This is a genomic window from Paracoccus sp. 22332 (assembly GCF_052045125.1).
Lineage (GTDB): Bacteria > Pseudomonadota > Alphaproteobacteria > Rhodobacterales > Rhodobacteraceae > Paracoccus > Paracoccus haematequi_A.
In genome coordinates this window covers 76232-91260 of record NZ_JBQEOI010000011.1, presented here as the reverse complement: position 1 = coordinate 91260, position 15029 = coordinate 76232, and the positions used below count along the sequence as shown (strand labels likewise).

The 15029-nt window shown below is 67.2% G+C and carries 12 protein-coding genes; 5 read left to right on the top strand and 7 right to left on the bottom strand.

The genetic code is table 11. The features are described 5' to 3' along the window. Positions 1–238: 238 nt before the first annotated feature. The 4 genes from ACTJI6_RS13445 to ACTJI6_RS13430 are packed head-to-tail and all read right to left on the bottom strand — an operon-like array spanning position 239 to position 4824. A complete protein-coding gene (locus ACTJI6_RS13445; protein WP_126153344.1) occupies positions 239–1318 on the bottom strand; it encodes a BMP family ABC transporter substrate-binding protein in 1080 nt (359 codons plus the stop codon). Between the two features lie 28 nt (positions 1319–1346). Further along, positions 1347–2234 carry an ABC transporter permease gene (locus tag ACTJI6_RS13440; protein ID WP_440801356.1) on the bottom strand — a complete coding sequence of 296 codons (888 nt, stop codon included), beginning with the start codon at positions 2232–2234 and terminating at the stop codon, positions 1347–1349. Further along, entirely contained in the window at positions 2231–3307 is a 1077-nt protein-coding gene (locus ACTJI6_RS13435) for an ABC transporter permease (RefSeq protein ID WP_440801355.1), read from the bottom strand. Before ACTJI6_RS13435 ends, ACTJI6_RS13440 begins: the two co-directional genes overlap by 4 nt. After that, the gene (locus tag ACTJI6_RS13430) at positions 3304–4824 is read right to left on the bottom strand and encodes an ABC transporter ATP-binding protein (protein WP_440801353.1); all 1521 of its coding nucleotides are present in this window, start codon (positions 4822–4824) and stop codon (positions 3304–3306) included. Before ACTJI6_RS13430 ends, ACTJI6_RS13435 begins: the two co-directional genes overlap by 4 nt. Positions 4825–4922: 98 nt before the next feature. On the opposite strand from ACTJI6_RS13430, the gene dnaE reads away from it, so the two are divergent. From dnaE to ruvB, 5 genes are all read left to right on the top strand, one after another. After that, a complete protein-coding gene (dnaE, locus tag ACTJI6_RS13425; RefSeq protein WP_440801351.1) occupies positions 4923–8393 on the top strand; it encodes a DNA polymerase III subunit alpha in 3471 nt (1156 codons plus the stop codon). 64 nt (positions 8394–8457) lie between these two features. Beyond that, the gene (gene ruvC / locus ACTJI6_RS13420) at positions 8458–8952 is read left to right on the top strand and encodes a crossover junction endodeoxyribonuclease RuvC (protein WP_440801349.1); all 495 of its coding nucleotides are present in this window, start codon (positions 8458–8460) and stop codon (positions 8950–8952) included. After that, positions 8949–9635 (top strand): Holliday junction branch migration protein RuvA, encoded by a 687-nt coding sequence (gene ruvA / locus ACTJI6_RS13415; protein ID WP_440801348.1) that lies wholly within the window; start codon positions 8949–8951, stop codon positions 9633–9635. Before ruvC ends, ruvA begins: the two co-directional genes overlap by 4 nt. Positions 9636–9646: 11 nt before the next feature. After that, positions 9647–10546 carry a zinc metalloprotease HtpX gene (htpX, locus tag ACTJI6_RS13410; RefSeq protein WP_440801347.1) on the top strand — a complete coding sequence of 300 codons (900 nt, stop codon included), beginning with the start codon at positions 9647–9649 and terminating at the stop codon, positions 10544–10546. Continuing rightward, the gene (gene ruvB / locus ACTJI6_RS13405; protein ID WP_440801345.1) at positions 10543–11574 is read left to right on the top strand and encodes a Holliday junction branch migration DNA helicase RuvB; all 1032 of its coding nucleotides are present in this window, start codon (positions 10543–10545) and stop codon (positions 11572–11574) included. Before htpX ends, ruvB begins: the two co-directional genes overlap by 4 nt. Before the next feature lie 230 nt (positions 11575–11804). Here the strand turns inward: ruvB and folD are convergent, their stop codons facing one another. The 3 genes from folD to ftsH form a co-directional block, all read right to left on the bottom strand. After that, positions 11805–12680: a bifunctional methylenetetrahydrofolate dehydrogenase/methenyltetrahydrofolate cyclohydrolase FolD gene (gene folD / locus ACTJI6_RS13400; protein ID WP_440801364.1), complete on the bottom strand. Its 876-nt coding sequence runs from the start codon at positions 12678–12680 to the stop codon at positions 11805–11807. Between the two features lie 14 nt (positions 12681–12694). Next, complete coding sequence (locus tag ACTJI6_RS13395; RefSeq protein ID WP_126153353.1) at positions 12695–12994, bottom strand: chorismate mutase; 300 nt, start codon at positions 12992–12994, stop codon at positions 12695–12697. Between the two features lie 108 nt (positions 12995–13102). Further along, positions 13103–14992: an ATP-dependent zinc metalloprotease FtsH gene (gene ftsH, locus ACTJI6_RS13390; protein WP_440801343.1), complete on the bottom strand. Its 1890-nt coding sequence runs from the start codon at positions 14990–14992 to the stop codon at positions 13103–13105. Positions 14993–15029: the final 37 nt, after the last annotated feature.

Here is a 15029-nt window from a genome sequence, read left to right as displayed (position 1 = left end):
CCCCCGCCGCGCTGCGCGCGTCTCCCCCCGCAGGATATTTTCGCCAAGGCAAAGCGGCGAAACGATTTCTTAACCTTGAGCCGTTATGACGGGGTTACGGTACAGGCGGGGACGCCGATGACCGTCCAAGGCAAAGCGCCCCGTTTCCTTCCGGAAGCGGGGCGTCATTGTTTTGCCTTGGTTGAAATATCCCGGAGGGAGTCCCCCTTGGGGACGGGGGGGCAGCGCCCCCCTTTTCTTATTGCGGGAGTTCCGCCGTGATGCCTTCGACATAGAAGTTCATGCCGGACAGGTCTTCATCCGTGGCCGTCTGCCCCTCGGCAAGCCAGACGCTGCCGTCGGCCTTGTTCAGCGGACCCGTGAAGGGATGGTATTCGCCCGCCGCGATCTTGTCGCGCAGCGCCTCGGCCTCGGCCTTGACCTCGGCGGGGACGGCCTCGGTGATCTCGCCGATGGCGACGATGCCGTCGCCGATGCCGCCCCAGATCGCCTCGGGCTTCCAGGTGCCGTCCAGGATCCGGCCCACGCTTTTCACGTAATGCGCGCCCCAGTTGTTGTAGACCGAGGAGACGCGCGGCGTCGGCGCGAACGACGCCATGTCGCTGGCCTGGCCGAAGCCGATCTTGCCCGCCTTCTGCAACTGCGCCAGCGGCGCGGTCGAGTTGGTGTGTTGCAGGATCACGTCCACGCCCTCGGCCATCAGGGCGTTCGCGGCATCGGCTTCTTTCGCGGGATCGAACCAGCTATAGGCCCAGACCACGCGCATCTCGACATCCGGGTTCACCTTCCTGGCGTGGATATAGGCCGAGTTGATGCCTTGGATCACCTCGGGGATCGGGAAGGTGGCGATATAGCCGATCTTGTTCGACTTGGTCATCCGGCCCGCGATGGTGCCGGTGACGGCGCGGCCTTCGTAGAAGCGGCCGTCATAGGTGCCCACGTTGTCGGCGCGCTTGTAGCCGGTATTGTGTTCGAACTTCACGTCGGGAAACTTGGCCGCGACGTTGATGACGGCGTCCATGTAGCCGAAGCTGGTCGCATAGATCACGTCGTTGCCTGCCAGGGCCAGTTGCGTCAGCGCGCGTTCGGCATCGACGCCCTCGGGGACGTTTTCCAGATAGGTGGTCTCTACCCGGTCGCCGAATTCCTGTTCCACGGCCAGGCGGCCCTGGTCGTGCTGATAGGTCCAGCCGCCGTCGCTGACCGGGCCGACATAGATGAAGCCGACCTTCAGCGGTTCGTCCTGCGCCCAGCTTGGCAGGGCGAGGCTGATGGTCGTCATGGCGGCGACGCTGGCGATAAGGTTTCTGCGGTTCATGCTTGCCTCTCTGTTGGTCCCCGCGCGCCTAGCGCAGGGCATGAAAATCCTGTCCCAGCGATCCCGGCGCGGTGCTGCCCGCGCGGCGGCTGAATTTCTGCCGGGCCGAGATCGCAACCAGCACGACGATGGTCGCCAGATAGGGCGCCATCGACAAAAGCTGCACGGGCACCCGCACGCCCGCCGCCTGAAGGCGCAGTTGCAGCACCGTGACGCCGCCGAACAGCCAGGCCCCCGCCAGCACCCCCGGCGCGGTCCAGCTGGAAAAGACCACGATGGCCAGCGCGATCCAGCCCGCGCCCGCCGTCATGCCTTCAGTCCATTGCAGCACCGTCGCGACCGAAATGAAGGCCCCGCCGATCCCCGCCATGGCGCCGCCGAAGGCGATGGCGGCGATGCGCACGCGGCGCACGTCATAGCCCAGGGCGTGGGCGGCGTCGTGATTCTCGCCCACGCCGCGCAGGATCAGGCCCGCGCGCGAGCGGTTGAGAAACCACCAGATCAGCGGCACCATCAGCAGGCCCAGCCAGACGATCCAGTGCAGGCCCAGCGGGCCGGGCGCCATGGTCGGGGCCTTGACCCCCTCCATCGGCTTGCCGAACAGCGCGGCAAGCCCCAGGCCGAACAGCGTCAGCGCCAGGCCCGATGCGACCTGGTTCGACAGCAGGAACTGGGTCAGCACCGCGAAGGGCAGGGCGATCAGCGCGCCCGCCAGGGCGGCGGCGGCAAAGCCCAGGACCGGGCTGCCGCTGTGATAGGCAGCGGCGAACCCGGCCAGGGCGCCGGTGATCATCATCCCCTCGACCCCCAGGTTCAGCACGCCCGCGCGTTCCGCGACAAGCTCTCCCAAGGCGGCGAACAGGATCGGGGTCGATGCGGTCAACAGCATCAGGAACAGCGCGACGGGGTCGATCATGCCGCGATCCTTCTGGCGATGCGGAACCGGGTCAGCAGGTCGAAACCCAGCAGGAAGAACAACAGCATCCCCTGGAACACCTGCACGGTCGCGCCGGGCAGGTTCAGCGTCAGTTGGGCCAATTCCCCGCCGATATAGGTCAGCGCCAGCAGCAGCCCCGCCAGCAGGATGCCCAGCGGATGCAGCCGCCCCAGAAAGGCCACGATGATCGCGGTGAAGCCGTAACCCACGCCGATCTTGTCGGTGATCTGGCCCGCGGGGCCTGCGACTTCGAACAGGCCCGCCATCCCGGCCAGCGCCCCCGACAGGCCCAGGCAAAAGGCCACCAGCGTTTCCGGTTTCACCCCCGCGAAGCGGGCGGCGCGCGGCGCGGTCCCGGCGGCGCGGATGTGAAAGCCCCGGATGTGGCGCGACATCAGGAACCATGTCGCCAGCACCGCCAGGACGGCGGCGACCACGCCCCAATGCGCGCCGGTCCCGGCGATCAGTTCGGGGTTCGCGGCGGCGGGATATTGTTGCAGGTTGCGCGATCCGGGCATCCCGAAGCCCTCGGGGTTCTTCATCGGCCCGAAGGCCATCCAGGCGGCGATGCGCTGCGCGACATAGACCAGCATCAGCGACACCAGGATTTCGGACGCGCCGAACCAGTTGCGCAGCAGCGCCGGGATCATGCCCCAGGCCCAGCCGCCCGCCGCGCCCGCGATCACCATGGCGGGAAAGATCCACATTTCCGGCGCGGGATAGGCGGCAAGCGCGACCGCCGCGCCGCAGATGGCGCCGATGATATACTGCCCCTCGGCGCCGATGTTCCAGATGCCCGCGCGGAAGCCCACGGCAAGTCCCGAGGCGATCAGGATCAGCGGCGCGGCCTTGACCAGCAATTGCGGACGGGAATAGCTGGCGGCGGGGCCGAACAGCGGATCCCAGAAGATCGTCCTGATCGCCGTCACCGGGTCATAGCCCATGACGGCGAACAGCAGGCCGCCCGCCAGCATCGTCGCCAGCACCGCCAGGACGGGCGTGGCCACCTGCAACAGCGGGGACGTGTCGGACCGGGGAACCAGGCGGATCATAGATGCGCGACCTCCATCCCATGCGCGCCGCCCAGCATCAGGCCGATCTGGTCCAGCGTCAGCCCCTGGGTCGGCAGGGGGGCGGACAGGCGGCCTTCGTTCAGGGCGCAGAAGCGGTCGGACAGTTCCAGAAGCTCGTCCAGATCCTGAGAGATCACGATCACCCCCGCGCCTGCCCGCGCCAGATCCAGCAGGGACTGGCGCACGGCGGCGGCAGCGCCCGCATCGACGCCCCAGGTCGGCTGGTTCACGACCAGCACGCGGGGGGCCTGCATCACCTCGCGCCCGATGACGAATTTTTGCAGGTTGCCGCCCGACAGGGCCTTGGCGGCGGTGTCGGGACCGGGGGTGCGCACGTCGAAGGCGCGGATCACGTCCTGCGCAAAGGCGCGGGCGGCGGGGCGGTCGATCAGGCCGTTGCGGACCAGCCCCTTGCGCGGGCCTGCGGTCAGCAGGGTGTTGTCGGTCAGGCTGAAATCGGGAACGGCGGCATGACCCAGCCGATCCTCGGGCGCGGCCAGCAGGCCCGCGCCGCGCCGCGCCTCGGGTCCAAGGCGGGACAGATCCGCGCCTTCCAGCAGGATCGTGCCCGGCGCGTTGCGTATCTCGCCCGACAGCGCGGCCAGCAACTCGTCCTGGCCGTTGCCCGCGACGCCGCCGATGCCCAGGATCTCGCCCGCGCGCAGGGTCAGGGCGACGGATTTCAGCGCCGTGGCGTCCGCCGTGGGGGCGGGCTGGGACAGGGCGCGGACTTGCAACAGCACCTCGCCCGCCTGCCGTCCGCTGCGGTCGATGGGGCGCATGTCGCCGCCCACCATCATCGCGGCCAGATCGCGGGCGGAATGGGCGCGCGGGTCGCAGCTGTCCACCACCCGGCCATGGCGCAGGATCGTGGCGCGGTCGCAATGGCTGCGGATCTCCTCAAGCTTGTGGCTGATATAGAGGATCGCGGTCCCCTGCGCCGCCAGTTTGCGCAGCGTGGCGAACAGCAGTTCCGCTTCCTGAGGGGTCAGGACGCTGGTCGGTTCGTCCATGATCAGCAGGCGCGGGTTCTGCAACAGGCAGCGGATGATTTCCACGCGCTGGCGTTCGCCCGCCGACAGGGTGACGACCCGGCGGTCGGGGTTCAACGGCAGGCCAAAATCCTGGCTGACCTGCGCGATCCTGGCCGACAGCGCGCGCCGGGGCGGCGGGTTTTCCATGCCCAAAGCGATGTTTTCCGCCACCGTCAGCGCGTCGAACAGCGAAAAATGCTGGAACACCATCGCCACGCCTGCGGCCCGCGCGGCACGGGGGTCGGCCGGCTGGTGCGGCCGGCCGTTCAGCAGCATCCGCCCGTCATCGGGGCGCACCAGCCCATAGATCATCTTGACCAAGGTCGATTTTCCGGCGCCGTTTTCGCCCAGCAGGGCATGGATCTCTCCGGGCGCCACGGCGAAGGACACGTCGTCATTGGCGCGCACGCCGGGATAGGATTTGCCGATCCCCTCTGCCCGGAACACTGCGCCTTCGGTCAAATTTTGTCCCCCTGGTCAAAGTCTTTTCCCATGCTTATCGCGCAAGTGACGCCCAGGGCAATTGCGCTGTTTCGGCAGGTTGCGATAGATGTCTGACCATGCCCGCGAAAAATCCCCGATTCATCCATCTTCGCACCCATTCCGAGCATTCGTTGCTGGAAGGTGCCATCCCCGTGGGCAAGCTGCCCGCCCTGGCGGCGGATGCCGGGATGCCCGCGGTCGCGCTGACCGACACCAATGCGATGTTCGCGGCCCTGGAATTCAGCGTGAAGGCGATGGACAAGGGCGTCCAGCCGATCGTCGGCTGCCAGATGACCCTGCTGGACGGCGCGACCGGGCCGGTGGTCCTGCTGGCCCAGAACGATGCGGGCTGGCTGAACCTCATGGCGCTGTCATCCTGTCTCTATCTGCGCGAGGGCGGCGCGCCGCTGCATGTCACCGTGGAAGAGTTGTGCGCCCATGCCGAGGGGCTGATCTGCCTGACGGGCGGCGCGACCGGGCCGCTGGGCTGCCTGATCGCGCAGGGGCAGCGCGACAAGGCCGACGCCCTGGCCGACCGTCTGGCCGCCGCCTTCCCGACCAGGCTCTATGTCGAATTGCAGCGCCATCCCGGCGAGAACGGCCAGTTGATGCCCGCCGAGGCCGCGTCCGAATCCGGGCTGATCGACCTAGCCTATGCGAAGTCCCTGCCGCTGGTGGCGACGAACGATGTCTATTTTCCGAAGGCGGACATGTTCGAGGCCCATGACGCGCTAATCTGCATCGCGGAAAAGGCCTATGTGGACCAGTCGCAGCCCCGCCGCCGCCTGACGCCGCAGCATTACTTCAAGTCGGCCGAGGAGATGGCCGTGCTGTTCGCCGACCTGCCCGAGGCGCTGGACAACACCGTCGAAATCGCCCGCCGCTGCGCCTTCGCGGTCAAGAAGCACAAGCCGATCCTGCCGCGCTTCGCCGATGACGAGGTGGACGAGTTGCGCCGCCAGGCGCGCGAGGGGCTGGAGGCGCGGCTGGCGGTCATCCCCCACGCCGTTCCGGTCCAGGAATATCAGGCCCGGCTGGAGTTCGAGCTGGGCATCATTGAGCAGATGGGCTTTCCCGGCTATTTCCTGATCGTGGCCGATTTCATCAAATGGGCCAAGGACCGCGACATTCCGGTGGGTCCGGGGCGCGGCTCGGGCGCGGGGTCGCTGGTCGCCTATGCGCTGACCATCACCGACCTGGATCCTTTGCGCTACAACCTGCTGTTCGAACGCTTCCTGAACCCGGAACGGGTGTCGATGCCGGATTTCGACATCGACTTCTGCATGGACCGGCGGGAAGAGGTGATCCGCTATGTCCAGGACAAATACGGCAAGGACAAGGTGGGCCAGATCATCACCTTCGGCGCGCTTCTGTCCAAGGCCGCCGTGCGCGACGTGGGCCGCGTCTTGCAGATGCCCTTCGGCCAGGTGGACCGGCTGTCCAAGATGATCCCCGTCGAAGGCGTGAAGCCCGTCAGCATCGCCAAGGCCCGCGCCGACGAACCCCGCCTGCGCGAAGCGGCCAAGGAAGAGGTCGTCAAGCGCCTGCTGGACTATGCCGAACAGCTTGAGGGGCTGTATCGCAACGCCTCGACCCATGCGGCGGGCGTGGTGATCGGCGACAGGCCGCTGGACCGGCTGGTGCCGCTGTATCGCGACCCGGCATCCGACATGCCCGCCACGCAGTTCAACATGAAATGGGTCGAACAGGCCGGGCTGGTCAAGTTCGACTTCCTGGGTCTCAAGACGCTGACGGTGATCCAGAACGCCGTGGACCTGATCAACGGCGGGGGCCGCCCGTTGCATGTCGCGGCGGATGGGCGGCAGCTTTACGACCCCGCGCCGGGCACGGAAAACCAGATCAACCTGATCCCGTTGGACGACAAGGCGACCTATGACCTGTTCGCCAGCGCCAAGACGGTCGCGGTGTTCCAGGTCGAAAGCTCGGGCATGATGGACGCGCTGCGCCGGATGCGGCCGACCTGCATCGAGGATATCGTGGCGCTTGTGGCGCTTTATCGTCCCGGCCCGATGGAGAACATCCCGACCTATTGCGAGGTCAAGAACGGGCTGCGGAAGCTGGAGTCGATCCATCCCAGCATCGACCATATCCTGGCCGAGACGCAGGGCATCATCGTCTATCAGGAACAGGTGATGCAGATCGCCCAGGTCATGGCGGGCTACAGCCTGGGCGGCGCCGACCTGCTGCGCCGCGCGATGGGCAAGAAGATCGCCGCCGAGATGGCCAAGGAACGCCCGAAATTCGTGGACGGCGCGGTGGCGAACGGCGTGGATGCCAAGAAAGCGGGCGAGGTTTTCGACCTGCTGGAGAAATTCGCCAATTACGGTTTCAACAAATCCCACGCGGCGGCCTATGCCGTGGTCAGCTATCAGACCGCCTGGCTCAAGGCGAACCACCCGGTCGAGTTCATGGCCGCGGTGATGAACTGCGACATCCACCTGACCGACAAGCTGGCGATCTACAAGCGCGAATGCGACCGCATGGGCATCGCCATCGTGCCGCCCTGCGTGAATCGGTCCGCCCCGACCTTCAGCGTCCGCGAGGGACGCATCCATTATGCCTTGGGCGCGCTGAAGGGCGTGGGCATCGAGGCGATGAAGCTGATCCAGGATGCGCGGGGCGAGACGCCCTTCCGCGACATGCACGACTTCGCCCGCCGCGTGGACATGAAGCGCGTGGGCAAGCGCCCGCTGGAAATGCTGGCCCGCGCCGGGGCCTTCGACGTGCTGGACGACAACCGCGCCCGCGTGGTCAAGGGGCTGGACGCGCTGTGCGCCTGGTCGGCGGCGGTGCAGGACCAGGCGGCATCCAGCCAGACCTCGCTGTTCGGCGGGGGCGAGGATCTGCCGCCCCCCCGCGCGCCCATCGCGGGGGTCTGGCTGCCCACCGAAAAGCTGGCCGAGGAACACAAGGCCGTGGGGTTCTACCTGTCCGGCCATCCGCTGGACGATTACCTGCCCGCGCTGAAGCGCAAGGACGCGAAGACGCTGGCAGAGATCTGTGCCAAGGCCGCAGACGGCCCTTGTGTCACCTATATCGCCGGCACCGTCGCCGCCCGGATGGAACGCAAGTCGGCGAAGGGCACGGCTTACGCCTTTGTCAGCCTGTCCGATCCCACGGGCATTTATGAAGTGACGGTGTTTTCGGATCTTTTGACCGCCTCTCGTGCTTTGCTGGAACCGGGTCAGAACGTCGTTCTGCAGGTCAAGGTCGAACCTTCCGGCGATGAAGTGAAGATGCTGGCAAATTCGGTTGTCACGCTGCCCGATTTCGTTGCCGACGCGGGTGCGGGCTGCCTGGCCGTGGACATGCAGGGCGCGGACACCATCCCGCGCATCGCCGAGACGCTGGACCGCATCCGAACCGAGATCACGGTTCCCGCGCGCAGCCGCGGCCCGGTGCTGCTGCGCATCCGCGAAGGCGACGAGGTGATCGAGATCGAGATCGCGAACGACGCCCCCCTGACGACTCCCGCCCGTCAGGCTTTGCGCGCCGTGCCGGGCGTCCTGGATGTGGTCGAGGAATAGGCTTTGCCCCTAGGCAGATGTTCGCGTTTCGTGCTAGTCTTGGGGAAAATCGGAAGGGCAGGCTATGCGCGTCCTGGGCATTGATCCCGGATTGAGGAATATGGGCTGGGGCGTGATCGCCGTGGACGGATCGCGCCTGCGCCATGTCGCCAACGGCGTGATTCAGACGGACGGGGGCGACCTGGGCGCGCGGCTGTCGCGGCTGTATCGGGGCCTTTGCGCGGTGATCGCCGCCCATGCGCCCGACGCGGCGGCGGTCGAACAGACCTTTGTGAACAAGGACGCGGTGGGGACGCTGAAGCTGGGCCAGGCGCGCGGGATCGCCCTGCTGGCTCCGGCCGAGGCGGGGCTGGCCATCGGCGAATACGCCCCGAACGCGGTGAAGAAGACCGTGGTCGGCGTGGGGCATGCCGGCAAGGAACAGGTGCAGCACATGGTCAAGGTCCAGCTTCCCGGCGTGATCTTCGACAGCGCTGACGCTGCCGACGCGCTTGCCATCGCCATCTGCCACGCCCGCCACCTGCAAACCCGCACCCTGCGCATCGCGAGGACCGCATGATCGGCCGCATTGCCGGGATCATCCTGCACCGGGCGCGCGATCACGTTCTGATCGACGTGCGCGGGGTGGGCTATATCGTCCATGTCAGCGAACGCACCGCCGCCGGTCTGCCGCCGGTGGGCCAGGCCGCCGCGCTTTATACCGACCTGATGGTGCGCGAGGATCTGCTGCAACTGTTCGGCTTTCCGTCCATGCTGGAAAAGGAATGGCACCGGCTGCTGACCAGCGTGCAGGGCGTGGGGGCCAAGGTCTCGCTGGCGATCCTGGGCACGTTGGGGGCCGAGGGGCTGGCGCGGGCGATCGCGCTTGGCGACTGGGCCTCGGTCCGCAAGGCGCAGGGCGTGGGGCCGAAGCTCGCGCAGCGCGTGGTTCTGGAACTGAAGGACAAGGCGCCTTCGGTCATGGCGCTTGGCGGAACGCTCAGCGTGGATATGGGTGTGCCGGTGGTGGATGCGGATGCGGTCGTTGATGCAGCCGCCGCCCCCGCCGCCACGCCCGCCGCGCCGTCGGACGCCATGCTTGCCGCCCGCACGACCTCGGACGCGCTGTCCGCGCTGACCAATCTGGGCTATGCTTCCAGCGAGGCCGCGCAGGCCGTGGCCGAGGCGCAGGCGCGGGAACCCGGCGCCGCGACGCCCGCGTTGATCCGCGCGGCGCTGCGCCTGCTGGCGCCGAAGGAATAAGGGGGCGCTTGATGCACGGGAACGCAAAGGTCTTTGTCCTGATGGCTGCCATGACCGCCCTGGTCATGGCTCTTGGCTGGATGCTGGGCGGACAGGGCGGCGCGGTGATCGCGCTGTTGCTGGCCGGGGGCATGAACGTCTTTTCCTGGTGGAACAGCGACAAGATGGTGCTGCGCCAGCAGGGCGCGGTCGAACTGTCGCCGCAGCAGGGCGGCGATCTGTATCGCATGACTGCCGAACTGGCCCGGCGGGCCGACCTGCCGATGCCCAAGCTGTATCTGCTGCCGACCGAACAGCCCAACGCCTTCGCGACGGGGCGCAATCCCGAAAACTCGGCCGTGGCGGTGACGCAGGGCCTGGTCCGCAGCCTGTCGCGGGATGAGATCGCGGGCGTGATCGCCCATGAACTGGCGCATATCAAGCATCGCGACACGCTGACCATGACCGTCACCGCAACCATGGCGGGTGCCGTCGCGATGATGGGCAACATGATGCTGTTCACCGGCGGGCGCGACGACCGGGGCGGTGGCCTGGGTGCGATCCTGGCGATGATCTTCGCCCCGATGGCGGCGATGATGGTGCAGATGGCGATTTCCCGCGCCCGCGAATTCGAGGCCGATGCGGCCGGCGCGCAGATCTGCGGGCAGCCGCGGGCGCTTGCCTCGGCTCTGGCGAAGATCTCGCAACTGGCGGGGCGGACGCTGAACATCCCTGCCGAACGGAACCCGGCGGCGGCGGCCATGTTCATCGTCAACCCGCTGAACGGGCTGCGGATGGACCGCCTGTTCGCCACCCACCCCGCGACCGAGGATCGGATCGCCCGGCTGATGGCGATGGAGGGCGGGCTGCGCGAACGGCCGTCGTCCATCCCGCGCAGCGGACGCGACGACGGCCCCTGGGGTCGCGGATGATCCAGCCCGATCCGACCTTGCGCCCGGAACCGATGGAAGGCGAATCAGAAGACCGCGCCCTTCGCCCGCAGATGCTGTCCGAATTCGTCGGCCAGGCCGAAGCGCGGGCCAACCTGCGCGTCTTCATCGAAAGCGCCCGGATGCGCGGCAAGGCGATGGATCACACGCTGTTCTTCGGCCCGCCCGGCTTGGGCAAGACCACGCTGGCGCAGATCATGGCGCGAGAGCTTGGCGTGAATTTTCGCATGACCTCGGGCCCGGTCTTGGCGCGGGCGGGCGATCTGGCGGCGATCCTGACCAACCTGGAAGCCCGCGACGTGCTGTTCATCGACGAAATCCACCGCATGAACCCGGCGGTCGAGGAGATCCTCTATCCCGCCCTGGAGGATTTCGAACTGGATCTGGTGATCGGCGAAGGCCCCGCCGCGCGCACGGTGCGGATCGAGTTGCAGCCCTTCACGCTTGTTGGGGCGACCACCCGCCTGGGCCTGCTGACCACGCCGCTGCGCGACCGTTTCGGCATTCCCACGCGCCTGGAATTCTATACCATTGCCGAACTTGACCTGATCGTGCAGCGCGGCGCCCGCTTGATGGGCATCAGCGCCGATCCCGAAGGGACACGCGAAATCGCCCGCCGCGCGCGCGGAACGCCCCGGATCGCCGGGCGGCTGCTGCGCCGGGTGGTGGACTTCGCCCTGGTCGAGGGCGACGGGCGTCTGACGCGCCAGATCGCGGATACGGCGCTGACCCGGCTGGGCGTGGACGACCTGGGCCTGGACGGCGCCGACCGGCGCTATCTGATGCAAATGGCCGAACATTACGGCGGCGGCCCGGTGGGCGTCGAAACCTTGTCGGCGGCGCTGTCGGAAAGCCGCGACGCGATCGAGGAAGTGATCGAACCCTATCTGCTGCAACAGGGCCTGATCGCCCGCACCCCGCGCGGACGGCAGTTGACGGCGGGCGCCTGGCGGCATCTGGGTCTGTCGGCCCCCGCCGCGCCGTCGCAGGCGACGCTGTTCGACGGTTGACAGGGGGCAGGGGGCTTTGCCCCCGCCGCGCGTTCCGCGCGACTCCCCCAGGATATTTGTGGTCCAATGCAGGAATGAAAAACGCCCCATCCTTGACGGATGGGGCGCCTGCTTCGGACACGGTCATCGGCGTCCCCGCCTGTACCGTAGGCCCATGATTGCCAAGATTGCTTAAGATTCGGTTTATGTCCTGATGCAGACTGCAAATATCGCGGCCCCCGGTTCCGGGCTCAGGGCGTCAGGCCGTCGGGATCGGGCAGGCCGTTGGCGCGAGCCGTCGCGGTCAGCGTGTTGGCCAGCAGGCAGGCGATGGTCATCGGGCCGACGCCGCCAGGAACGGGGGTGATGGCGCCCGCCACCCTGGCCGCCGCGTCGAAATCGACATCGCCGACCAGCCCGTCATCGGTGCGGTTGATGCCCACGTCGATCACCGTCGCGCCCGGCTTGATCCAGTCGCCCCGCACGAAATGCGCGCGGCCCACCGCGGCCACGACGATGTCGGCCTGGCGGCACAGGTCGGGCAGGTTCGCGGTGCGCGAATGGGCCACCGTCACCGTGGCGCTGTCGCGCAGCAGAAGCTGGGCCATCGGCTTGCCGACGATATTGCTGCGGCCGATGACCAGGGCGTTCTTGCCCGACAGGCTGCCCAGATGGTCGCGCAGCAGCATCAGGCAGCCCAGCGGCGTGCAGGGCACCATCGCCTTCTGTCCTGTCGCCAGCCGCCCGACATTCAGGATATGGAACCCGTCCACGTCCTTGGCCGGATCGATGGCGTTGATGACGGAGAATTCGTCCATATGGGACGGCAGCGGCAGCTGCACCAGGATGCCGTTCACCGCCGGGTCGGCGTTCAGCCGGTCGATCAGCGCCAGCAGGTCCGCCTGGGGCGTGTCGGCGGGCAGGCGGTGTTCATAGGAGTTCATCCCCACCTCGCGCGTCATCCGGCCCTTGGACCGGACATAGACCTGGCTGGCCGGATCCTCGCCCACCAGGACGACGGCCAGGCCGGGGGTGATCCCCTGGGCAGCCATGCCTGCGGCCTGGGTGGCGATGCGGGCGCGCAGGGCGGCGGCGAAAGCCTTGCCGTCGATCAGTTTCGCGGTGATGGGCAACGATGCGGTCACGAGCGGTCTCCGTTCAGATAGCGATCTTCCTGCGCGATGGCGGCTTCGATCAGTTGCCGCCAGATATTCTGGATCAGCGCCGAATCCAGTCCGCGCGATGCGGCATGGCGGCCGACATTTGCGACCACTTCCTCGACCCGGTCGTCGATCCGGGCGGGCAGGCCGACCTGTTCCTTGATCCGGGCGGCGCGGGCGATCAAGGCATGACGCTGCGCCAGAAGCGCGACAAGCTGTTCGTCCAGCGCGTCGATATGGGCGCGCAGCGTTGCCATGTCTGGAATGTCGTCGATCTGCATCGGCCCCTCCGTTCACCTGGAAGGGGGATGCACCGCGCGGCACCGGGGTGCAAGGGCACGGGGCAGGAAGAAATGAAAAACCCCGGCGCGGGGCCGGGGTTCTGGGGATCATGCCGGGGCGGGATCGCCGCCGGGCGCGGGCTTGCCCGCCTTGGGGATCGCCGTGACCGAGGGGATCACGCTGCCCGGCGTGTCGTCGTCGCCGCCCAGCGGTTCGCCGCGAAGAATCTTGCCAATCTCCTCGCCGGTCAGGGTTTCGTATTCCAGCAGTCCCTGGGCCATGCGTTCGAATTCCTCGGACTTCTCCAGCAGGATGCGACGGGCTTCCTGATAGCCTTCCTCGATCAGGTCGCGGACTTCCTGTTCGATCAGTTCCTTGGTCGCAGCGGAAATCGAGAAACCGCCGGTCGAGCCGTTATAGCCCTCATGCGCCTCGGCATAGTCGATATTGCCGACCTTGTCGGACATGCCCCACCGCATCACCATGGCGCGGGCCAGCTGGCTGGCCTGCTGGATGTCGCCTGCGGGGCCGTTCGACACGCCTTCCTCGCCATATTTGATGATCTCGGCGGCCTTGCCGGCCATGGTCATGGCCAACTTCTGCTTGGCCTCGTCCTTGTGGAAGTTCAGCCGGTCCATTTCCGGCAGGCTGACCACCATGCCAAGCGCGCCGCCGCGCGGGATGATCGTCGCCTTGTAGACGGGATCGCATTTCGGCAGCGACAGGCCCACCACGGCATGGCCCGCCTCGTGATAGGCGGTCTTTTCCTTCTGTTCCGGCGTCAGGACCATGCTGCGGCGTTCCACGCCCAGCATCACCTTGTCCTTGGCATTCTCGAAATCTTCCATGCTGACGAAGCGGCGGCCGATGCGAGCGGCCATCAGGGCGGCCTCGTTCACCAGGTTCATCAGGTCGGCGCCGGAAAAGCCCGGCGTGCCGCGAGCGATGATTCGCAGATCCACATCGGGGCCGACCGGCACCTTGCGGGCATGGACGGACAGGATCTTCTCGCGCCCCTTGATGTCGGGGTTGGGAACATGGATCTGGCGGTCGAAGCGGCCCGGACGCAGCAGGGCGGGGTCCAGCACGTCGCGGCGGTTGGTTGCGGCGACGATGATGATGCCCTCATTGGCCTCGAACCCGTCCATCTCCACCAGAAGCTGGTTCAGGGTCTGTTCGCGTTCGTCGTTGCCGCCGCCGATGCCCACGCCGCGCGCGCGGCCCACCGCGTCGATCTCGTCGATGAAGACGATGCAGGGGGCGGATTTCTTGGCCTGTTCGAACATGTCGCGGACCCGGCTTGCACCGACGCCCACGAACATTTCCACGAAGTCGGAACCCGAGATGGTGAAGAACGGCACGCCCGCCTCACCCGCGATGGCGCGGGCCAGCAGGGTCTTACCCGTGCCCGGAGGGCCGACCAGCAGCGCGCCCTTCGGGATCTTGCCGCCCAAGCGGCTGAATTTCTGCGGGTTGCGCAGGAATTCGACGATTTCCTCCAGTTCTTCCTTGGCCTCGTCGATCCCGGCCACATCGTCGAAGGTCACCCGGCCGTGCTTTTCGGTCAGCAGCTTGGCGCGGGATTTGCCAAAGCCCATCGCGCCGCCTTTGCCGCCGCCCTGCATCCGGTTCATGAAGAAGATCCAGACGCCGATCAGCAGGATGAAGGGCAGCCAGACGCCCAGCAGCGACATGAAGCCCGACTGCTGCTGCGGCACGACCTTCACATCGACGTTCTTGGCGATCAGGCGGTCGGCGAGATTCTCGCCCTGGGGACGGACGGTGGCATACTGGTTGCCGTCGGTGCCGGTGATGGCCAGCGATTCCCCGTCGATGGTGACGGCGGCGATCTGGTCGTTGTCGACCCGCTGGATGAAGTCCGAATAGCTGATCTGCCGGCTGTTCATGGTCGTCGCGCCGTCGCTGAACAGATTGAACAGCGCCAGGATCATCAGGAAAAGGACGACCCAGAAGGCCAGGTTGCGTGCGTTGCCCAAATCGGACCTCCGGCGGAAAGCGGTTTGGCTTGAAAAT